This is a genomic window from Idiomarina sp. Sol25 (genome assembly GCF_033052775.1).
In the GTDB taxonomy this organism is placed as follows: domain Bacteria; phylum Pseudomonadota; class Gammaproteobacteria; order Enterobacterales; family Alteromonadaceae; genus Idiomarina.
In genome coordinates this window covers 156,758-177,914 of sequence record NZ_JAUPEW010000001.1, presented here as the reverse complement: position 1 = coordinate 177,914, position 21,157 = coordinate 156,758, and the positions used below count along the sequence as shown (strand labels likewise).

At 47.3% G+C, this 21,157-nt stretch carries 20 protein-coding genes and 5 tRNA genes; 19 read left to right on the top strand and 6 right to left on the bottom strand.

The window, feature by feature from the left end; genetic code table 11:
- Position 1: 1 nt before the first annotated feature.
- Positions 2-1,273 carry a glutamyl-tRNA reductase gene (gene hemA / locus Q5L94_RS00805; RefSeq protein WP_317496607.1) on the bottom strand — a complete coding sequence of 424 codons (1,272 nt, stop codon included), beginning with the start codon at positions 1,271-1,273 and terminating at the stop codon, positions 2-4.
- 132 nt (positions 1,274-1,405) lie between these two features.
- On the opposite strand from hemA, the gene lolB reads away from it, so the two are divergent.
- The 6 genes from lolB to ychF all read left to right on the top strand — a co-directional run bounded on the left by lolB (position 1,406) and on the right by ychF (position 6,359).
- Entirely contained in the window at positions 1,406-2,041 is a 636-nt protein-coding gene (lolB, locus tag Q5L94_RS00800) for a lipoprotein insertase outer membrane protein LolB (protein WP_317496606.1), read from the top strand.
- Positions 2,023-2,883: a 4-(cytidine 5'-diphospho)-2-C-methyl-D-erythritol kinase gene (gene ispE / locus Q5L94_RS00795; RefSeq protein WP_317496605.1), complete on the top strand. Its 861-nt coding sequence runs from the start codon at positions 2,023-2,025 to the stop codon at positions 2,881-2,883. The genes lolB and ispE overlap by 19 nt, the downstream gene beginning before the upstream one ends.
- A gap of 15 nt (positions 2,884-2,898) precedes the next feature.
- A complete protein-coding gene (locus Q5L94_RS00790) occupies positions 2,899-3,846 on the top strand; it encodes a ribose-phosphate pyrophosphokinase (RefSeq protein WP_016341307.1) in 948 nt (315 codons plus the stop codon).
- Between the two features lie 138 nt (positions 3,847-3,984).
- Positions 3,985-4,650: a 50S ribosomal protein L25/general stress protein Ctc gene (locus tag Q5L94_RS00785; RefSeq protein ID WP_317496604.1), complete on the top strand. Its 666-nt coding sequence runs from the start codon at positions 3,985-3,987 to the stop codon at positions 4,648-4,650.
- 14 nt (positions 4,651-4,664) lie between these two features.
- Positions 4,665-5,261, top strand: a complete 597-nt coding sequence (gene pth / locus Q5L94_RS00780; protein WP_317496603.1) for an aminoacyl-tRNA hydrolase — start codon at positions 4,665-4,667, stop codon at positions 5,259-5,261.
- A 6-nt stretch (positions 5,262-5,267) separates the two neighbouring features.
- Complete coding sequence (ychF, locus tag Q5L94_RS00775) at positions 5,268-6,359, top strand: redox-regulated ATPase YchF (RefSeq protein WP_253619648.1); 1,092 nt, start codon at positions 5,268-5,270, stop codon at positions 6,357-6,359.
- 44 nt (positions 6,360-6,403) lie between these two features.
- On the opposite strand, the gene Q5L94_RS00770 is transcribed toward ychF, so the two are convergent.
- The 4 genes from Q5L94_RS00770 to Q5L94_RS00755 are packed head-to-tail and all read right to left on the bottom strand — an operon-like array spanning position 6,404 to position 10,635.
- Positions 6,404-6,811, bottom strand: coding sequence for a group 1 truncated hemoglobin (locus tag Q5L94_RS00770; protein ID WP_317496602.1), 408 nt, complete (start codon positions 6,809-6,811; stop codon positions 6,404-6,406).
- A 9-nt stretch (positions 6,812-6,820) separates the two neighbouring features.
- Positions 6,821-7,675, bottom strand: coding sequence for a DUF3034 family protein (locus tag Q5L94_RS00765; RefSeq protein ID WP_317496601.1), 855 nt, complete (start codon positions 7,673-7,675; stop codon positions 6,821-6,823).
- Between the two features lie 6 nt (positions 7,676-7,681).
- Positions 7,682-9,979: an EAL domain-containing protein gene (locus tag Q5L94_RS00760; RefSeq protein WP_317496600.1), complete on the bottom strand. Its 2,298-nt coding sequence runs from the start codon at positions 9,977-9,979 to the stop codon at positions 7,682-7,684.
- A complete protein-coding gene (locus Q5L94_RS00755) occupies positions 9,979-10,635 on the bottom strand; it encodes a methylamine utilization protein (protein WP_317496599.1) in 657 nt (218 codons plus the stop codon). Before Q5L94_RS00755 ends, Q5L94_RS00760 begins: the two co-directional genes overlap by 1 nt.
- 197 nt (positions 10,636-10,832) lie before the next feature.
- Between Q5L94_RS00755 and Q5L94_RS00750 the strand changes: the two genes are divergently transcribed.
- The 7 genes from Q5L94_RS00750 (at position 10,833) to Q5L94_RS00720 (ending at position 13,543) form a co-directional block, all read left to right on the top strand.
- Complete coding sequence (locus Q5L94_RS00750) at positions 10,833-12,215, top strand: class II fumarate hydratase (RefSeq protein WP_317496598.1); 1,383 nt, start codon at positions 10,833-10,835, stop codon at positions 12,213-12,215.
- A gap of 24 nt (positions 12,216-12,239) precedes the next feature.
- Positions 12,240-12,908 carry an SDR family oxidoreductase gene (locus Q5L94_RS00745; protein WP_317496597.1) on the top strand — a complete coding sequence of 223 codons (669 nt, stop codon included), beginning with the start codon at positions 12,240-12,242 and terminating at the stop codon, positions 12,906-12,908.
- A 145-nt stretch (positions 12,909-13,053) separates the two neighbouring features.
- Positions 13,054-13,130 (top strand) — tRNA-Met (locus Q5L94_RS00740).
- Between the two features lie 19 nt (positions 13,131-13,149).
- Positions 13,150-13,234 (top strand) — tRNA-Leu (locus Q5L94_RS00735).
- 21 nt (positions 13,235-13,255) lie between these two features.
- Positions 13,256-13,330, top strand: a tRNA-Gln gene (locus tag Q5L94_RS00730).
- A gap of 37 nt (positions 13,331-13,367) precedes the next feature.
- A tRNA-Gln gene (locus Q5L94_RS00725) sits at positions 13,368-13,442 on the top strand.
- A 14-nt stretch (positions 13,443-13,456) separates the two neighbouring features.
- Positions 13,457-13,543 (top strand) — tRNA-Leu (locus tag Q5L94_RS00720).
- A gap of 77 nt (positions 13,544-13,620) precedes the next feature.
- On the opposite strand, the gene Q5L94_RS00715 is transcribed toward Q5L94_RS00720, so the two are convergent.
- The gene (locus Q5L94_RS00715; RefSeq protein WP_317496596.1) at positions 13,621-14,763 is read right to left on the bottom strand and encodes an FAD-dependent oxidoreductase; all 1,143 of its coding nucleotides are present in this window, start codon (positions 14,761-14,763) and stop codon (positions 13,621-13,623) included.
- 106 nt (positions 14,764-14,869) lie between these two features.
- Here Q5L94_RS00715 and Q5L94_RS00710 point away from each other — a divergent pair, with 106 nt between their 5' ends.
- From Q5L94_RS00710 to lnt, 6 genes are all read left to right on the top strand, one after another.
- Entirely contained in the window at positions 14,870-15,739 is an 870-nt protein-coding gene (locus tag Q5L94_RS00710; RefSeq protein WP_317496595.1) for a DMT family transporter, read from the top strand.
- A 79-nt stretch (positions 15,740-15,818) separates the two neighbouring features.
- Positions 15,819-17,258: a tRNA (N6-isopentenyl adenosine(37)-C2)-methylthiotransferase MiaB gene (gene miaB / locus Q5L94_RS00705; RefSeq protein ID WP_317496594.1), complete on the top strand. Its 1,440-nt coding sequence runs from the start codon at positions 15,819-15,821 to the stop codon at positions 17,256-17,258.
- 15 nt (positions 17,259-17,273) lie between these two features.
- On the top strand, positions 17,274-18,263 hold the full coding sequence (locus Q5L94_RS00700) for a PhoH family protein (protein WP_317496593.1): 990 nt from the start codon (positions 17,274-17,276) through the stop codon (positions 18,261-18,263).
- Positions 18,263-18,754 (top strand): rRNA maturation RNase YbeY, encoded by a 492-nt coding sequence (ybeY, locus tag Q5L94_RS00695; protein WP_317496592.1) that lies wholly within the window; start codon positions 18,263-18,265, stop codon positions 18,752-18,754. The genes Q5L94_RS00700 and ybeY overlap by 1 nt, the downstream gene beginning before the upstream one ends.
- Positions 18,751-19,638, top strand: a complete 888-nt coding sequence (gene corC / locus Q5L94_RS00690; RefSeq protein WP_317496591.1) for a CNNM family magnesium/cobalt transport protein CorC — start codon at positions 18,751-18,753, stop codon at positions 19,636-19,638. Before ybeY ends, corC begins: the two co-directional genes overlap by 4 nt.
- Positions 19,638-21,149 (top strand): apolipoprotein N-acyltransferase, encoded by a 1,512-nt coding sequence (lnt, locus tag Q5L94_RS00685; protein ID WP_317496590.1) that lies wholly within the window; start codon positions 19,638-19,640, stop codon positions 21,147-21,149. The genes corC and lnt overlap by 1 nt, the downstream gene beginning before the upstream one ends.
- The last annotated feature ends 8 nt before the right edge of the window (positions 21,150-21,157 follow it).

The following is a 21,157-nucleotide window of genomic DNA, read 5'->3' as shown; positions in this document are numbered from 1 at the left end:
TTTATTTGCCTTTTGATGAGTCAGAGGATGGCTCTGACCAAAGTTGTTGCAAAACGGCCAGCGTATATTGGTCGTTATTTTCGCCGGCAGATTTCAATAAGCTTGTCGGTTTATGCGTTAACTGCTGCACCAGCCTATGACTGAATCGCTGCAGCACTTCGGCCGGGTCTTTGCCCTGCTCTATTTGCGCTATCGCTTTCTTTAACTGCTCGTCGGCTAAGTTTTTTGTGTGCGTACGATACTCCCGCACCAGCTCGACACTGTTCAGCGACTTCAGCCAGTCATTAAACTCTTTCGTTTGCTGCTGAATAATAACCTGAGCTTCACGAGCGGCCTGCTCACGGTTACGGATATTTTCACTAATAATACTTTGCAGATCGTCAACGGTATAAAGATACGCGTCATCGAGTTCATTAACCTGCTCTTCAATGTCTCGTGGCACAGCCAGGTCAATTAACAGCATGGGTCTATGCCGACGCTTTTTCAGTGCTTTTTCAATGCTTCCTTTACCAACAATAGGCAAGGTACTGGCGGTTGAACTGACAACAATATCGGCCTGCGGTAATAACTCTGATAGCTCAGACAGACTGTGAGCCGTTGCACCAACACGCTCGGCCATCTCACTAGCCCGTTGCAAGGTTCGGTTTGCCACCAGAATTTCACTAACGCCTTGTTGTTTTAGATGCTGAGCAACCAGCTCGGAAGTATCACCCGCTCCAATCAGCAGCACCTTCGATTTTTGCAAATTGGCAAAGATATGACGCGCCATAGAGACCGCAGCATATGCAACCGAAACCGCGTTTTGACCTACCGCCGTTTCATTTCTAACGGTTTTCGCAACACGAAAGGTTTGCTGAAATAAACGTTCAAGAATACCGCCGACAGAGGCCTGACGTTTCGCCGCCTGATAGGCTTGTTTTACCTGACCAAGAATTTGTGGCTCGCCCAATACCAGCGAATCTAAACCACTAGCAACCGACATAAGGTGAGTAATGGCCTGCTCGCCCTGAAAATGATAGTGATGATTTTCCAGAGCCTTTGGTGCCAATTTGTGGAAACCGGTTAACCAGCCCAGGAGCAAGTCGCCAGACACTTCCCCTCGGCAATAGAGCTCGGTTCGGTTACAGGTAGAGACGATAACGGCTTCTTCAACACCTTGAAGATTACGCACGGCCTGCAGCGCAGCATCAAGCTGTTCAGCACTGAACGCGACTTGCTCGCGCAAATCGACTGATGCGGTTTTATGATTAATTCCGAGAGCTGAAATGGTCATCTGACTGTGAAACTCGTTATCCCAACGCGGCCAAAATCTAAGTTGCCCGATTGTACGTGAAAGCCTTAGTCATTGAAAGTGACAGCGCTTTCTGGTCAACTAATTACATTCCGATTGCAGCAATTGAAAAATATGATTCAACGCCGACTATTCTGGGTTTGCCTGGTTGTTATTACATCGTTAACCGGGTGCGCGCTGCCGACGCCATCAGAGCAAGCAAGCAGTGCCGAAGTTAATCAACGTATTATTGATTCCCATCAACAAAAGCTGGAGCAGTTGCAACAATGGTCTCTAAGTGGTCGCATGGCGGTTATCCAGAAGCAGAATAAGGAAAGAGACAGCTTTTACATTAACTGGCGTTACCAGCCCCACCAGCAAGTCATTCGTTTTTCTCATCCGCTAAAAGGCCAACTGGCTAAACTGATCGTCGACGACAGCGGCGCTTTGTTGACTGACTCCGATAACCAGGAACGCTGGGCTCCTTCAGCCGATGCCTTGCTATACCGTCTGCTGGGTGCGACTGTTCCCTTTGAACAGTTACACAACTGGGTTCTGGGAAGAAAAACAAGTACGTTAGAGTCCGTGAGTTATCATAAAGATGGAACCTTAGCTCAGTCGACGATATTTCATCAGGGGCAAAACTGGCAGCTCAGTTGGTTCTACGATCAGAACAAAGCACAAACAGTAACCTTACCGGAACAAATCCATTTGGAAAGTCCTGAGCTACAGATAAAGGTGCAAGTGAACGAATGGCAGTCAATACATTAACGCTCCCCGCTCCGGCGAAACTTAATCTGTTTTTGCATATTATCGGACGCCGCGCCGACGGGTACCACAATTTACAGACCGTTTTTCAGTTTCTGGACTACGCTGACACCCTGAAGTTCTGCACAGCCGATGACAACCAGTTTGATTTAGTTGACCGCAACAGCCTTATTCCCCGCGAAGAGAATTTAGTCTGGAAAGCGCTAACAGCGCTGAAAAAAGCTTACGAAGAAAAAGGCATGACGCAATTACCCGGCTGCTCGGTTGAATTAATTAAGAGACTTCCTCAGGGTGCCGGGTTAGGTGGGGGGTCATCCAATGCGGCAACTGCACTTGTTGGGTTGAATCAGCTTTGGGGCAGTCATTTAAATAACACTGAATTACAGGCAATAGGTCGCAAGCTCGGTGCCGACGTACCGGTATTTATTCATGGACATGCCTGTTTTGCTGAAGGTATCGGCGATGTATTCACTAATATAACACCACCTACTCCGTGGTATTTAGTGGTTAAACCCAATGTTTCTATCAGCACGGCAGCACTGTTCTCTCACCCTGAACTACAGCGCAACTGCTCGCCAGTTACCGCGGAAAACTGGCAACAGCAAAAAGTAGCGAATGTGTTTGAACCGGTGGTCTGCGATCTACACACCGAAGTTGCTATGTTACGCCGTGCCTTGCTAGAATACGCCCCGACTCGGCTCACTGGCAGTGGAGCATGTCTTTTTTCAATATTTGAGACGAGACAAGCCGCAAAGGAAGCGCAACAGCAGGTTCCCAAAGAACTTTGCTCATTTATCGCTCAAGGCCAGAACCGTTCACCACTTATCCAGACATTAACCCAATAAAAGTCGAGGTATGTTGTGCCTGACATGAAACTTTTCGCCGGCAACGCCACTCCTGAGCTAGCCCAGAAAATCGCCGATCGCCTTTATATCAAACTTGGTGAAGCTTCCGTTGGTCGCTTTAGTGACGGCGAAATTAGCGTCGCCATTAATGAAAACGTCCGCGGTTCCGACGTCTTTATTCTTCAATCTACTTGCGCCCCAACCAATGACAATTTAATGGAACTCATTGTTATGGTGGACGCATTACGTCGTGCATCAGCTGGTCGTATTACTGCAGTGATGCCTTATTTTGGTTACGCTCGTCAGGATCGCCGGGTTCGTTCAGCTCGTGTTCCTATTACGGCTAAGGTTGTTGCTGATTTCTTATCCAGTGTTGGTGTTGACCGTGTGCTGACTGTCGACTTACACGCAGAACAAATTCAAGGCTTTTTTGACGTACCTGTCGATAACGTTTTTGGTACTCCGGTATTGTTAGAACACATGCGCCAGCAAAACTTCGACCATCCGGTTGTGGTTTCCCCTGATATTGGTGGTGTTGTACGTGCCCGTGCTTTTGCCAAGCTTATGGACGACACCGATTTAGCCATCATTGATAAGCGCCGTCCGTCAGCCAACGTGTCGCAGGTTATGCACATAATTGGTGATGTTAAAGGCCGCGACTGCATTATTGTCGATGATATGATTGATACTGGCGGAACGCTTTGCAAAGCCGCAGAAGCACTGAAGTCTCACGGTGCAAAACGTGTGTTTGCTTACGCTACCCACCCGGTATTTTCCGGTAATGCGGTGCAGAACATTAAAGATTCTGAAATTGACGAATTTATCGTTACCGACAGTGTTCCGCTAAGCGATGCGATGAAAGCCACGGGTAAAGTTACTCAGTTGACCTTGTCCGGTATGCTTTCAGAAGCACTGCGCCGCGTCAGTAATGAAGAATCTATTTCAGCAATGTTCGATTACTGATTGTTGTAATTATTCGTACCCAGTGCTAGTATTGCGCGCCCTTAGAAACCGGCCTCGTTGTCGGTTTCTAAGTTTCTGGGTCAGCTCTTGGTCGCGAGTGCTGACAAATAAAAACTTTAAACATTGAGAGGCCAAATCATGGCTGAATTAGATTTTAACATCCAAGCTACCGTCCGCACGGACAAAGGGAAAGGTGCGAGCCGCCGCCTGCGTCATGAGGACAAAGTACCAGCGATTTTATACGGTGGTAAAGGCGAGCCAATCGCATTAGCACTAGACCACAACAAAGTGAATAACATGGCCGACTACGAAGCCTTTTATTCGCACATTTTGACGCTGGAATTTGATGGTAAGAAACATCAGGCAATTCTAAAAGACATGCAGCGTCACCCGTACAAGCCTAAATTGACTCACCTGGATTTCCAGCGCGTTGAGAAAGGCCACAAACTGCACACTAACTTACCTCTGCACTTCTTAAATGAAACAACTGCGAAGGGCGTTAAAGAAGAAGGTGGTGTTGTTGTTCACCACGTAAATGACGTGGAAATTACTGTATTACCTAAAGACTTACCAGAATACCTGGAAGTTGACATTGCTGAACTCAGCGTTGGTGACACCATTCACCTGACTGACTTAAAACTGCCTAAAGGCGTTGAGTTAGTTGAACTGACTAAAGGTGAAGACCACGACCAGGCGGTTGTGTCTGTTACTGCTCCTCGCGTCGAGAAAGAAGAGACCGAAGAAGATACAGTAGCACCTGGCGACGTTCCTGCTGAAAACAGCAAAAACGCTGACGAAGAATAAGTCAGTCTCCTGTTATGGGAACTGAAGTAAAACTGCTTGTGGGCCTGGGAAATCCGGGCCCCGAGTATGAACGAACTCGTCACAACGCTGGTTTCTGGTTAGTTGATGACTTTTGCAGACGCCACGCGATTACGCTCTCCCCTGATTCAAAAAGCAAAGCTCTGATTGGACGCTGGCAACAAGGCGCTCATGACCTGCGCATTGTATTACCACAAAATTTTATGAACCGTAGTGGCTTCTCTGTTGCGGCTCTGGCTAATTTTTATAAAATACCGGCTAATGAAATTTTAGTGGCTTACGATGAGCTCGATTTACCCCCCGGCGTTGCTAAGTTTAAGAAAGGCGGAGGTGCCGGCGGGCATAACGGAATTAAAGACATTATTGCTCAGACTGGTAAGCAGGACTTTATGCGGTTGCGCATTGGTATTGGTCACCCGGGCGATAAAACAAAAGTAACTGGCTTTGTTTTAGGCAAAGCTTCAGCAAATGAACAGCGGCTTATTGATGACTGTATCGATGAAGCCAGCCGCAGTATCGACACATTAATGGCGGAAGGCTGGGGAACTGCGTTGCAGCGCCTGCACAGCTACCGCCCTGAACAGAAAGGCTAAACTCTCATGGGATTTCGATGTGGTATCGTTGGTTTACCTAACGTAGGTAAATCCACTCTCTTCAACGCACTGACCAAAGCAGGCATTGAAGCTGCAAACTTTCCATTTTGTACCATCGAACCAAACACTGGCGTTGTGCCTGTTCCTGATCCTCGTCTTGATAAGCTAGCCGCTATTGTTAACCCTGAACGCGTTATTCCAACAACCATGGAATTTGTGGATATCGCCGGATTAGTTAAAGGAGCTTCAAAAGGCGAAGGCTTAGGTAACCAGTTTTTAGCAAACATTCGTGAAACTGACGCTATTGGCCATGTTGTTCGCTGTTTTGAAGACGACAACATCGTGCATGTCAGCGGTGGTATCGACCCTGCCGATGACATTGACACTATTAACACCGAGCTGGCATTGGCCGATTTAGATTCGGTTGATAAGTCTCTATACCGTTTAAGTAAAAAAGCGAAAGGTGGGGATTCACAAGCTAAAGCCGAAATCGCCGTGCTGGAAAAGCTGAAACCGGCATTGGACGAAGGCAAAATGGCTCGTTCTGTTGAGCTAAGCAAAGATGAGCGTGCCACTATTCGTTCATACAACTTGCTGACTTTAAAGCCGACTATGTACATTGCTAATGTCAACGAAGACGGCTTTGAAAATAACCCTCATCTTGACAAAGTTCGTGAAATTGCCGCAACCGAGAATGCGGTAGTCGTTCCGGTATGTGCCGCTATTGAATCGGAAATTGCCGAGCTGGACGAAGCCGATAAAGAAGAGTTCTTGAGCGAGCTGGGTCAGGACGAACCCGGTCTGAACCGCGTTATTCGTGGCGGCTATGAACTACTAAACCTGCACACTTACTTCACTGCTGGCGTAAAAGAAGTTCGCGCCTGGACTGTTAAAGTGGGTTCAACTGCACCGCAGGCTGCCGGACGCATTCATACTGACTTTGAAAAAGGCTTTATTCGTGCCGAAATCGTTGGTTATGACGACTATATAGCCAACAACGGTGAACAAGGTGCAAAAGATGCCGGTAAATGGCGTCTGGAAGGGAAAGAGTACATTGTGAAAGACGGCGATGTCATTCACTTCCGTTTTAACGTTTAAATAGCAATTAGTGGCTCGCTCTCAGCGAGCCATTTTTTCACCCATTACTCTTCAACGATATCGCTATGCATTGGCGCCAGCACGCCCAATAACTGATTCTGCGCTGAAACCGGAACATCCTCTTTTTCCATTGCGGCAATCAAGTGTTCGACTAAAGCGTTAAAATCCGCATTGTCGACTCCCATATTACGATGGGAAGTTTTCATATCCTCGCCGCTGTAATCACAAGGACCACCACTTAAGTCACACACTTGTTCACTGATGAGCTTATGCACGCGCATAATATCAACACCATCAAAATGATGCGCAATACGATCATCACCACCCACCCGATAAAGCATTTCTTCGACGATAGTCTCTATGCCCTGCTGCTGTCCCAGTTGCTGATACAAACTCTGAGCAAAACTCAGCGGCGAAAGAAACAATACCGCCAATAACAAAACGATTTTCATAGTCTCTCCTTAAAAGGCCGCCTGAACCGATAAATACCAACCCGTTTGATCATCCAGGCCGGCAATAGAGCCCAGATCGGTGTAGGCACCAACAACCGATACCTGTTTGTTTGGAAAATAAGCAACAAAAAGATCTTTCCAGTCCTGCTCTTTCGCAAAACTTAAGTTGTCCGGTTTCTGTCGGTACTCAACGCCCACAGCCCAATAACGATTAATAAATGCAGCTACGGACGCTTCAGCCAGCCACTCACGGCTATCTTCTTTATCGCCGCCAAACCCCAGTAAGCCCAGTTGGTTAGCTTTACTTGAACGCAACGTCAGATTGGCAACCCAGGTACGGTGGAAAGGCCCGTCCAGCCAGGCTTTTGCCGCACTGACATACCAGTCAGTGCTACTGTCATCCTGAGAGCCTACCGCCGCGGGCAACTCATAGTCCTTGTTCTTCTTGTGTTGTAAACCCAGGCTAATTTGCGGTAGGTCACCATAAATGAGGTCCCCTGCTAAACGTACTTTTGCACCAATAATGCTTTGGCTTAATTCGCCGCCAATAGTAGAGAGATCAAAGGTTTGTTCGGCATATGACAGCTCAATACGGTTATTCCAGCTCAAACTGGCGCCCTGAACGCTTAAGCGAAAATCATCAACTGACACTTCACTTAAATTAACCGTCGCGCCAAACTGGCCTTCACCGGCATAACTGCTTAACGTAGCCCAGGGCACTATGCCTCCGCCACCAGAGCCCTCAAGACTACTGGTACCGCCGGTTGCCAGTAATCGGGCTCCCTGATCCGCTGCTACAGGCGGAGTTAAAGCTAAAACACCGGTCAGCAAAAAACAGCCGCCATATAAACACTTGTTCATCATTCGTTATCATCCATTGGTTTCATGGTTATTTATATTTAAGTACTCTATAAAGCCTGAAATTGGTAAGGGTTTGCTAAAGAAATAGCCTTGCAACTCATCGCAATGCATCGACTGCAACACTCTCCAGCTATCCTCATTTTCCACACCTTCTGCAACGACACGAAGACCTAACTCGTGAGCTAAGTGTATGGTTGAACGAACAATAGATTTGTCCTTAGACTCCTCGCTCAAATGCTGTACAAAGGCCCGGTCTACTTTCAATTCCTCTACCGGTAAACGCCGCAATTGTGCCAATGAGGAGTGCCCGGTACCGTAGTCATCAATTGATATTGAAAACCCAAGACGCTTCAATGTTTCCAGCCGGGCAATGGCTTTTTCCGGGTCTTTCATTACCGCACTTTCTGTAATTTCCAGTACCAGTAATTTTGGCAACTCAGGAAAATCAATAATGAGTTGTTCAAACAGCAAGGGTAAGGCGTCGCTCAATAAGTCGACGGTTGACAAATTGATGCTCAATTTTAAAGTCCGCCCCTGCTCATGCCAGCTCTGAAGCAGTTTGGCCGACTCTCTGCACACCCAGTTGGTCAACTCTGTAATGGCTCCGGATTGCTCTGCTAACGGAATAAATTCATCCGGTCCGACAAATCCGAGCTTGTCACTTTGCCATCTCAACAATACCTCAGCCCCCACCACTGAACCCGTCTGGCAATTAATTTTAGGTTGCAGTACAAGATGTAGCTCCTTATCCGCTACTGCGTCTTTAAGGGACTCGATAATTTGCAGGCGCCGCATGTATTGTTCGTCCAACCCACTTTTATATTCAACATAAAAGCTCTTCTGGAGTTTGGACTGCTGAACACTGACTTGCGCGCGACGAATAAGTAAATCGACCTCGTTGCCATGCCCAGGAAAATAAACAACACCGATATTAAAGGCCAGTCGATAATCACTGTCGCCGACTTTAAAAGGCGTATCAAGAAAAGAGTGAAGCTCTTTAATTTTGTTGTCGAGATCGAATTCGGACTTATCAGAAGCGTATAAAACAGCAAATTCGTCGCCACCGATGCGAGCCAATAATTCAGCGTTGCCACAACACCACTTCAGCCGGGCAGATAACTGACGCAGGATGTCATCACCGATTTCCTGCCCCACACTGTCGTTGAGAACTCTGAACTGATGAATATTCAACAATAACAGGCATCCGGAGCTGGTATTGCCATCTAAACGGTACTGTAACTGCTCACGGAAAAACGAACGATTCGGTAAATCGGTTAAATGGTCATGAGATGCCTGATAAGAAATTCTTTTTTCACGTTCGGAAATAGCCTTGCGCATGCTGCCAAAGGTATTCGCCAGCTCTCCGAACTCATCGTCGTTCAGCGACAACTCGGATTCGCTGTAGTCGCCTTGCTGTAATTTCCTAGCCGCTCCCGATAACTGCTGTAACGGACGGGAAACCCCTCGGGCTATAATCGCCGCTAAAAGCATCGCTATAACCAGAGCGACAATTGCAATTAAAGCAATTTGCCAATGCAGCCGTGTGAACTCGGCGGCCGCCGTTTCAAGTGACGTTGTCAATGCCACATGAACGGCGTCATCGGAACCGGCATCAAGCACCACTTCACTCCCCGCCAGTTCCTGGCTTAACAGCCAGTTATCAAGAGTATGACCGTCTTTGTTCAGGGCTTTTGCAAACGAGGACACTTGTCGGGCCTCCAGACTGGAAGCAATGACTTTTCCCGAGTTTTCCAGCCACAGGGTGATATCGGCATTAGCCAGGTTTTTTAACTCTTCTGCTAACCCCGAATCCACTTCAAAACCTAAGGTTGCCCAGGCAATAAGATTTGGAGCATTAACCGGTACTGTAACCAGTTGAAACAGTTCTCCTTCGACAACCGCCAGTTCACTGTTCGAGCCTGCCCCACTATGGCTAATACGTAGCTTATCAAAAGCATGAGATGATGCTATTTCTTCGCCCTCGGGAGTTTGCAGCACCATCAACTCAGCTTCAATACGCTCACCGTAATTGACCAAAGCTGACACTATGGTTTCCCGATCTTTTGAAGCCACCGCGCGTTTAAACCCAAAATCGTCGGTAAGAACTTCTGCCGCTTGTAACAACTGAGCGCTACGGCTATCCAGAAGCTCCCGAAAAACTCTTTCACTGACACTAAGCTCACGTTCAATGGAGCGACCTAACTGATTCTCCGTAGCGACCCAAACCGCGGCCAAAGCAACCAACAAAGCGCCCGCTACGAGCCCTGCAAGGATGAGAATTAAACGGGTTCTGAACCGTGTTATCATCAATTCCCCCTACGATTAAATCGCTGTTCCAGCCGCGAGGGCTCTTTATCTTCCTGCACCGGCGGTGATACTTGCACCTGCGCAGTTAGCTTCCCTGAATCTGAGGTTAATTGCACGCTCTGTGCTTTAGACAGTTTGTCCCCCATCCAATAGTGCCACACCCTGACTTCTGTGGGAGCTTCACTTTCTTCCAGAGTGAGCTCAACAATACCCTGCTCATTTGTTATAGCAACATCGTATGCGTCACTTACCAGCACGTAGGCAACCATCTGGTCGTGGATATTACAGCCCAGAGTCACTATCCCAGCTTTATCAAAATTAACACTTGGTTTTTCTTTATCTGAATAGAGTTTTAACTCAAAATTCTTAGCCTCAGAGAAAGAGTAAACATGATGCCGAATGTTATCGCTGTTAGGAAATACGACGTCGGTGCCAGGCTCTACTGCGCTAACCGTGGGAGTAAACTGTTTGTCCACCTGATCAACTACTGCCGACGTCTCGGGCACTTGGACAGACACTTTTTTACTTTCAATTAATAGCGCAGCATTTGCCAACGGCTGACCATCTCCAGCCAAAATCTCAATCCGTACGCTATCTGCAACCACGTTTGAAACCGCAAATACCATAAAAAGAACACTAACAAATAATCGCTTCACACAGGATCCTCCACAAAATCACCCTTGGATACGCGCACATTGATCAACCGTAACCGAAAAACTGAAACTGCGCTATGATTGCAGGACGTATTAATGATCCACTATGGTTCATTATTGGTACTTGAAATATATAAGTGTCAACACACGAGTTTAGACGCCAAGCTTTTACTCTTAGCTTAATGACAGGAGGGCTATTAATGAGTCAGGATTATCGCACAGAGAAGGACAGCATGGGCGAGGTCAAAGTCCCCCAAAAAGCACTTTACGCCGCACAAACTCAACGCGCCGTTGATAACTTTTCCATCAGCGGGTTAACTTTTCCAACTCAACTGATACAAGCCATAGCAATGGTCAAAGCGAGCGCCGCCGGTGCAAACGCTAAAATCGGTCAGTTAGAAAAGAAGCAGGCCGACGCCATTATTAAAGCCGCTAAAGAAATTATTAATGGCCAACATTTAGATCACTTTCCTATTGATGTATTCCAGACCGGTTCAGGCACCAGTTCCAATATGAATGTGAACGAGGTTATTGCCAATTTGGCTAAGCAAAACGGTGTTGAAATTCACCCCAATGACCATGTGAACCAAAGCCAGTCAAGCAACGATGTAATACCTACCGCGATTCAGGTGGCGAGTGTGCTGGCTGTAGAGAAAGCGTTAGCACCGGCTTTAAAAGGCCTTATTGATGCCATTCGCAGTAAAGCCATTGAGCTGCGTAATGTGGTAAAAACCGGCAGAACTCATTTAATGGACGCTATGCCAATGACCATGGCACAAGAACTTGAAGCCTGGGCCGGTCAGTTGGACGTTACCGCTGAACAGCTTCCGCAACTATTGCAACGCAGCCGCGTGCTTCCTCAGGGCGGTACAGCAATAGGTACCGGAATAAATGCCCCAAAAGAATTCGCAGCCGAGTTTGCTGATCAGTTGACCCAGCTTAGTGGTAGCGACTTTAAACACTCAGCGAACCCTTTTACAGGTATTGCCGGACAGGAAATCAATTTACAACTCTCGGCACAACTGAATACGCTGGCAACTACCTTACTCAAAGTCAGTAACGACTTACGCTGGATGAACAGTGGCCCGCTAGCGGGCTTAGGTGAAATTCAACTAACTGCATTACAACCCGGAAGCAGCATTATGCCGGGAAAGGTAAACCCGGTCATTCCGGAAGCTGTAGCTATGGTTGCCGCTCAGGTAAATGGTAATCACACCACAATTACGACCGCAGCTCAGCAAGGCAATTTCCAACTAAACGTTATGCTGCCAGTTATTGGCTACAACTTGCTACAGTCCATTAATATACTTAGTAACAGTTGTGACGCACTGGCAAGCAAAGCCATTGCCGACTTCGAAGTTAATGAAGAGCGGTTACAACAAGCCTTAGCGAAAAACCCTATTCTGGTTACAGCCCTTAACCCGGTCATTGGCTACAATAAAGCCGCCGAAATTGCCAAAATAGCGTACAAAGATGGACGAGCCATTATCGATGTCGCTGATGATATGACCGACTTAGGTCGTGAGCGACTTGAGCAGTTGCTGGATCCGAAAAAACTAACTGAAGGTGGTGTTAGCGAATAACGCCTCTGGTATTTGGAGTACAAAATGAGTCAACAACAGATTTTAATTACCGGTGCTAACCGAGGCATTGGCTACGAATTTGCCCGACAGTATGCCGAACTAGGCCACAAAGTTATCGCCGTTTGCCGTAACAATTCAAAGCAATTAACAGAGTTGGACGTCGAAATTATTGAAGGCATTGATGTTACCAAAGCCTCCGACTTACTGCGTCTTTCTGAGACCATTGGCGATAAAAAGATTGATATCTTAATTAATAACGCCGGGCTTCTGCATAAAGACGTATTAGGTGAAATTGACGCTGGTAATATACGGGCTCAGTTTGAAGTCAATGCGTTAGCGCCATTAAGAGTCACCGAAACGCTGCTGAAAAACTTAAAGAAAGGCAGCAAGGTTGCCTTAATTACCAGCCGCATGGGCTCTATTGCGGACAATGGTTCAGGCAGCCGCTACGGGTACAGAATGTCAAAGGCAGCATTAAATGCGGCCGGAAAATCTCTTGCGCTTGACTTAAAAGAACAAGAAATTTCCGTGGTCTTGCTGCATCCCGGCTTTGTACAAACCGATATGGTGAATCATGCCGGCGATATTCCCGCAGAAACAGCAGCGGAACGCTTAATGCAACGTATTGAGGAATTAAGCTTAAGCACCACCGGACAATTTTTTCACAGTAACGGAGAAAGCCTGCCTTGGTGATTTGCTGCCTTTTTAAGCAAATCACTGCTTTTTTGCTCAAACGCGCCCGTTAATATCGTTTTTTCTCAAAAATAGGTTGACGGGCTGCGGAGCGATTTGCATAATACGCGCCGCACTCACAGAGAGCGGTAAGTAAAAAAGGTATGGCTACGTAGCTCAGCTGGTTAGAGCACAGCACTCATAATGCTGGGGTCGCAAGTTCGAATCTCGCCGTAGCCACCAACCTTTAACTGACTATGATGCGGACGTGGTGGAATTGGTAGACACGCTGGATTTAGGTTCCAGTGCCTCACGGCGTGAGAGTTCAAGTCTCTCCGTCCGCACCAACTCTCAGAGCCAGCTAAAATTGGGGCATAGCCAAGCGGTAAGGCAGCGGGTTTTGATCCCGCGATTCCCAGGTTCGATCCCTGGTGCCCCAGCCATTAGTTGTTTCCAAAAGTGATTGCCATCTTAGTAGGATGGGGCATAGCCAAGCGGTAAGGCAGCGGGTTTTGATCCCGCGATTCCCAGGTTCGATCCCTGGTGCCCCAGCCATACTAACTGCTGTTGCGGTGGTGGCGGAATTGGTAGACGCGCTAGCTTCAGGTGCTAGTGTCCGTAAGGACGTGGGGGTTCAAGTCCCCCCCTCCGCACCACTTTATTCGAGTATAATTTTACTCAAGTAAAAGTGGAAAACAGAAAAGGCCACCTTAAGGTGGTTTTTTTGTGCCTGTTATTCGCCCACAGCCTGTTGTAATAACCAACGTTTCACCCACGGTAAAGCAGCCATTTTCAAGGATGCTGCGGTTGCAAGCTGCATAACGGCATTACGACTGCGCCAGCCTAACTGTATAGCATCCATCATCCGCATCATTTTCGCATTTTCGCCTTTCCGGGTCTTTTCGTACTTAGCCAACGCGGCGCTTGGAGTATTTTTCTGTAGTACCTCAACCAGACAGCGAACATCGGCAAACCCCAGGTTAACGCCCTGCCCGGCCATTGGGTGAATACTGTGAGCAGCATCGCCTAATAAAACAATAGAGTCTTCTTTAACGTAGTGCGCAGCATGTTTTCTCTGCAGCGCAAAACTGGCGCTTCTTAGCACTCGGAAATTACCGATATGGGGAGAAAAGGTCTCACGCAAATAATCTTCAAGACCCGCCTTGTCTCTCTGCAGGGAACTGATGTTGTCACGTAAGCCGTAGTCTATAAGGCAAGCTTGTTGTTCGGTCAACGGCAGCAAAGCATAAGGCCCCTGCGGGCGAAAAACTTCCCAGGTTTCGGGTTCTATTGGCTTTTCCAGACTGACATTTACTAATAAACAACGTTGGTCATAATCCCAGCCCCGATAATAAAAACCGGCAAGCTGAGCCACTTTAGAATTGGCTCCGTCACAGCCCAATAACAGATCATAACTGAGCGTATCGCCCTGACTTAAAACCACCGTTTTTGTCCGGGCATTGAGTTTATCGAGCGTGTCGCCTGCTCGTAAATCGACATTTTTGAGAGTGCGTAATTTTGTCCACAGAGCCAGCTGCAAAGCATTATTTTCAACCATAACGCCCAGTTTGGATAAGCCCGCTTCACTCGCCTGAAAGCTCAAATTATGGCCACTTTGCGATGTCACGCTCAGTTTCTGATAGTCAAAGACTCGCTGCTGACGCACACAAACACCGATACCTAAACCCAGCAACCATTCCCAGTTGCTGTTATTCACAGATGATATGCGTAAATCCCAGTCAGGATCTGTACTGCTATCTTCTCCTGGAGGAAAGGGTTCAAGTAAGGTCACATTTGCGCCTTGCTGCGCTAACGCTAGTGCAGCCGCAGCGCCGACCATTCCGCCGCCATTTATTAGTACTGATAGCTGTTTCATGTACCGCGCTCTCACTCCTTATATTCCTGCTAGCCCTTATAAATAACACATCTCGCTGTGAATTTCCGTTATCATAGTCAATAAGACGATGTTCAGAGTGTTTTTTATGCAGACCAGGGAAAGTTCACAAAAAGCGGTCATTATTGCTTCCTTGCTTATTCTAAGTGCCGAAGCCAGTTTTGCGGGCGTAAGTGCCCTGGTTAAATACATCAGTCAGGATCAACCTTTCGAGCAATTGGTCTTTTTCCGCAACCTTATGGCCTTTCTTGTTCTGCTTCCCTGGTTATGGCGCAAAGGTCTTGGCAACTTAAAAACTGAACGTCTGAAGCTGCACCTTATTCGTGGCGTTGCGGGCATTGCCGCTATGTACCTGTTTTTCTACGCCATTGCGACAATTCCGCTGGCGCAGGCCACTCTGGTTTTATTGTTGTCTCCCTTTTTAATACCGGTTATTGGCTGGCTTTGGCTGCGCGACTATGTCGCTAAACAAACCTGGCTGGCTATTGGTCTGGGATTTATTGGTGTCTTTATTTTTCTTGACCCTATGAACAGCGAACTTTCACCTGTCATCGGGTTAGCTTTTTTAGCCGCGGCACTAGCAGCTTTCACCAAAACTGTTATTCGCCGCATGTCGGATACCGAATCGACAAGTAAAATTGTATTTTATTTTTCTACTCTGGCTACCATAGCTTCAGGGCTTCCTTTGCTATGGCTGTGGCAGCCTATTCCAACGCAACACTGGCTGGGTGTTATCGTTATGGGCTTGCTGGCAGTTTATGGGCAATTGGCTATGACCAAAGCTTTTTCCATAGCTCCACCGGCAAAGGTTGGGGTGTTTACTTACAGCTCGGTTTTGTTCGCCGCGTTACTCGGCTACTGGTTATTTGGCGAGGAACTTGCCTGGCACATGTTGTGGGGCGCGTTAATCATTGTTGTTGCAGGCTATTTTGCCATACGGACACGGCGCAAAAGTTAATCATTTCAAACTTGGCAATCTGCTCCAATACGCGATAAAATAAGCGCCTTATACGAAATCCATCAACCATCGAGTGGTCATGAGTAAGAAGTTATATATCAAAACCTGGGGTTGCCAGATGAACGAGTACGATTCTGCAAAAATGGCAGAATTGCTCCACTCAACCCACGGCTACGATGTTGCCGAAGAAGCCGAAGATGCCGACCTCATTCTGTTGAACACCTGTTCCATCCGTGAAAAGGCGCAGGAAAAGGTCTTTCACCAATTAGGTCGCTGGAAAAATCTGAAAAAGAGCAACCCTAATTTATTGATTGGTGTTGGTGGCTGCGTTGCTTCTCAGGAAGGCAATGAAATTCGCGCCCGCGCGCCTTTTGTCGATATTATCTTTGGTCCTCAGACTCTGCACCGCTTGCCAGAAATGGTGAATCAGGTCAGCGAGACTCATGCACCTATGGTTGACGTCTCTTTTCCTGAAATTGAAAAGTTTGACCGTTTAGCCGAACCTAAAGCAGACGGAGCCAGCGCTTTTGTCTCTATCATGGAAGGCTGCAGCAAATATTGCTCATTCTGTGTTGTGCCCTACACTCGCGGCGAAGAAGTCAGTCGCCCGGTTGATGATGTCATTTATGAAATTGCACAACTGGCGGAACAAGGCGTTCGTGAAGTCAACCTGTTAGGACAAAACGTTAACGCCTATCGCGGTGAGCATTACGACGGCGAAGTGTGCCGCTTTGCTGAATTGCTGCACCTGGTTGCGGCCATTGATGGTATTGACCGCATTCGCTATACCACATCGCATCCGGTTGAGTTTACAGACGACATTACCGAAGCCTATAAAACCATTCCGGAACTGGTCAGTCATTTACACTTACCAGTACAAAGTGGTTCAGACCGTATATTAACCATGATGAAGCGTGGCCACACGGCGCTGGAATACAAATCGAAAATTCGAGCCTTGAAAAAAGCGCGCCCTGATATCGCCATGTCATCCGACTTTATCATCGGTTTCCCCGGTGAAAGCGATGCCGATTTTGAAGCAACCATGGATCTTATCCAGAGTATTGACTTCGACATGAGCTTCAGCTTTATTTACAGTGCTCGCCCGGGAACGCCAGCGGCTGATTTACCTGACGACATTAGTGAAGAGACCAAGAAAAAGCGGCTGCAGCTATTACAGCAACGTTTGAACCAACAGTCTATGGCGCACGCTCGTCGTATGCTGGAAACAGAACAACGTATTCTGGTTACCGGACCATCGAAAAAGAACCCGATGGAACTGACCGGACGCACTGAGAACAATCGGGTTGTAAATTTCGTTGGTCAACCCCATATGATTGGACAGTTCGTTGATGTACGTATTACCGAAGTGCTTCCTAACTCATTACGTGGTGAGTTAATTCGGGAAGAGGCGGGTATGGGGCTTCGTGTAGATACGGCACCAGAAATTATTTTGCAACGAGGAAAATCGAGCGAGCCAGATGAATTAGGCGTTGTTCGAATGCCTCGACAAGCCAGTTAAGTAAAGAGGAAACGATTGAGTCCACAAACACAGACACTTGATTTTGAATTAGAGCCGGCGGATTCACGTCGGCTTTCCAATCTCTGCGGCCCTTTAGACGAAAACCTGAAGCATGTAGAGCGGCGCCTGGGCGTAGAAATAACACACCGCGGTCATCAGTTTCAATTAATAGGCCACGCAGCCAGCGTTGCAGCCGTGCACAAATTGTTACTCGACCTCTACGTTGAAACAGCAACCGTAAAAGGCAAAGAAGGCCAGATTGAACCCGAACAAGTGCACCTGGCCATTCAGCAGGCAAAGGTTCTTGAGCAAAGCGACGATCAAGGCGACCCTGCCGCTGAAAAGATGACTCACATTAAAACCAAGCGAGGTTTAATTAAGCCTCGCAATCATAATCAGGCTGGTTATGTTCGCGCCATTCTGGCTCATGATGTGAATTTTGGTATTGGACCTGCCGGTACCGGCAAAACCTATCTCGCGGTAGCTTGTGCAGTAGATGCTTTGGAACGTCAGGAAGTACGCCGTATCCTCTTAACTCGTCCGGCCGTAGAAGCAGGTGAAAAACTCGGTTTCTTACCGGGAGACTTAGCTCAGAAAGTAGACCCCTACTTGCGCCCTCTCTATGACGCTTTATTTGAAATGCTCGGCTTTGAAAAAGTTGAAAAGCTGATTGAGCGTAACGTCATTGAGGTGGCTCCGCTGGCTTACATGCGCGGGCGTACGCTGAATGACGCCTTCATTATTTTAGATGAAAGCCAGAATACCACTTGTGAACAAATGAAGATGTTTCTGACCCGCATTGGCTTTAATTCACGAGCCGTTATTACCGGCGACATCACTCAGGTGGATTTACCCCGTGGCCAACGCTCAGGATTGAGGCACGCTATTGAGGTGCTGAATAAAGTCTCGGACATCAGCTTTACCTTCTTTCAGGCCGGTGATGTCGTACGCCACCCCGTAGTGCAGCGTATCGTTCAAGCCTACGAGGAATTCGATAAAAGCTAATGACTGATTTAACACTGGATTATCAGCTGGCTGACGGTATTACCAAGGCTCCTGAGGAACACGCTGTGCACAGGTGGGTTGCAACTACCTTGGATTACCTGCAAAAAAACGATAAAGCGGTTGAGCTAACGGTGCGCATTGCTGCATTAGAAGAAGCTCAGCAGCTTAATAATGAGTTCCGCAATAAAGATTACGCCACCAATGTTTTGTCTTTCCCCTTCAATAGCCCGGTAGAATTACCCGTCACTTTGTTAGGTGATTTGGTTATCTGTCAGAGCGTCGTTGAACGTGAAGCCGAAGAGCAACAAAAGTCAGCCATCGACCACTGGACGCATATGGTGATACACGGTACTCTCCACCTATTAGGTTACGATCATATTGAAGACGACGAAGCCGAAGAAATGGAACGAATTGAACGTAACATCTTAGCGAGTCTGGAAATATCAGACCCGTATCAAACTGCAGACAATATGGAGCTTAACACTCAATGAGCGACGACAACCCCCACTCAGCCAACGGCTCATCGGGAAAATCCTGGGCAGCGAGACTGCTGCAAGTATTCGCTGGTGAGCCGAAAAGCAGAGAAGAACTCGTCGATTTGATTCAGGACGCCGAAGACCGCGACCTGATAGACAACGATACCAGAGAGATGATTGAAGGCGTGCTCGATGTCGCTGAGCTTAAAGTCCGCGACATTATGATTCCACGCTCACAAATGGTCACCATTGATATCCATCAGGGTGTAGACGAATTCCTGCCTATCGTTATCGATTCTCAACACAGTCGTTACCCGGTTGTTACTGACAATAAAGATCACGTTGAGGGCATTCTGTTAGCAAAAGATTTGCTCAGCTACGGCTTTAACATGACCGATGAAGCCTTTTCGCTGGACAAAGTCATGCGCCCGGCTGTTATCGTTCCTGAGAGTAAACGCGTTGATGTGTTACTAAAAGAATTCCGTTCCAACCGTTATCATATGGCTATTGTTGTCGATGAATACGGCGGCGTATCTGGTCTGGTCACTATTGAAGACATTCTGGAAGAAATCGTTGGCGAAATTGAAGACGAAACCGATGCTCATGGTAACGATGAAAAGACCAATATCCGTCGTCTTAGCCCAAGCCGTTATTCTATAAAAGCGTTAACCACTATTGAAGATTTTAACCAATACTTTGACACCAATTTCAGTGATGAAGAGCACGATACTGTCGGTGGCCTTGTTGCGCACGGCTTTGGCCATTTACCGCAGGCAGGTGAAGAAGTAACGCTTGGCAACATGACCTTCCGGGTCACTAATGCAGATAAAAGACGTATTCAGCAGCTGCAAGTCAGTCTCGACTCTGATGTAAGCACCTCGCCGGAATCTGCACAGTAATGATGAAGCATTCAGGAAGCGTTACGCGCTCTTTGCTATTAGTGATTTGCGGCGCTCTCCTGACGCTTTCTTATTCACCTTTTCACTGGCACTGGCTGCCCTTTATCATACTTCCCATAGTGGTAAGACTGATATGGCCCCTCGCTCCCAAACGGGCATTCAGGGCGGGCTTTGTCTTTGGCATGGGTTGGTTCGGTGCTGGTTTAAGCTGGATTTACGTTAGCATCGATCAATATGGTGGTGTTCCGGTTCCGGTTACGCTGCTTCTATTAGTACTGCTTTTTGCTTATTTAGCACTGTTTCCAGCAATTGCATTTTGGTGCTGGCAGAAGCTCTCTCATCGTAAATTTGCCTGGCGCTTCAGCTTGCCTTTCTTTTGGCTTATTGCAGAACTACTCAGAGGCTGGCTATTCACTGGCTTCCCCTGGCTAAGTATCGGTTACAGTCAAACCGATGGCATTTTCGGCGGACTGGCGCCGGTTATTGGTGAAACAGGTATTACCGTGGCTCTTTGGTTTACTGCCATTACTTTGGTTCTGGCGCTAAGATTCAAAAAGCCGGCGTCGCTTTTAATTCCACTTATTCTTCTCACTTGCGCTGTCGTATTTCCTAAAATACAACCCACAGAGAGAAAAGCAGAATCTATGTCGGTATTGCTGGTTCAGGGCAACATTCAGCAATCATTAAAATGGCAGGCTGAACAACAATGGTCGAATATTCTTCGCTATTTGGATTTAACCCGCCCCAAATTTAATCACGATCTGGTTATTTGGCCGGAATCCGCAATAACCGCGCTTGAGCCTTATGCCAGTGATGTCCTCAATACGGTAAAACAGTCCGCAAGCATGAACGGTTCAGCCTTAATTACCGGTATTATTGATTACGACAGATTAAACGACGATTTTTACAACTCGGTTATTGTGCTGGACGAAAAAAGCTACAGTTACGGTAATGCTAACCGCTACCAAAAACACCAACTGCTGCCAATTGGCGAGTTTGTCCCCTTCGAAGACTTTTTACGCCCGTTGGCTCCGCTATTTAATCTACCTATGTCGTCATTTAGCCGAGGGGGGTATCAACAACCTAACCTCAAAGCCAACGGTAACAATCTGGCCATGGCTATATGCTATGAAATAGCCTTTGCAGGTCAGGTTCGCAGCAATACCTACGACGATACCGATTACTTGGTAACGATTAGCAATGACACCTGGTTTGGTGATTCACATGGCCCCTGGCAGCACATGCAAATAGCACGAATGCGTGCAATGGAACTTGGTAAACCCTTGTTGCGGGCAACGAATAATGGTGTTACAGCGGCCGTTGATGAGCATGGTCAGTACATAGAACTGGCTCCGCAGTTTACGGCAACAGCATTATCAGCCGATGTTTATCCGGTTAGTGGTTCAACGTTGTTTAATAAAATAGGTAACTGGGGGGCTATAATTCTGGCTCTGTTTGGCCTGTTACCTTTAATCGCTACAAAACGTACTAAGAAACGCGCTCAGACATAGTCATCGGG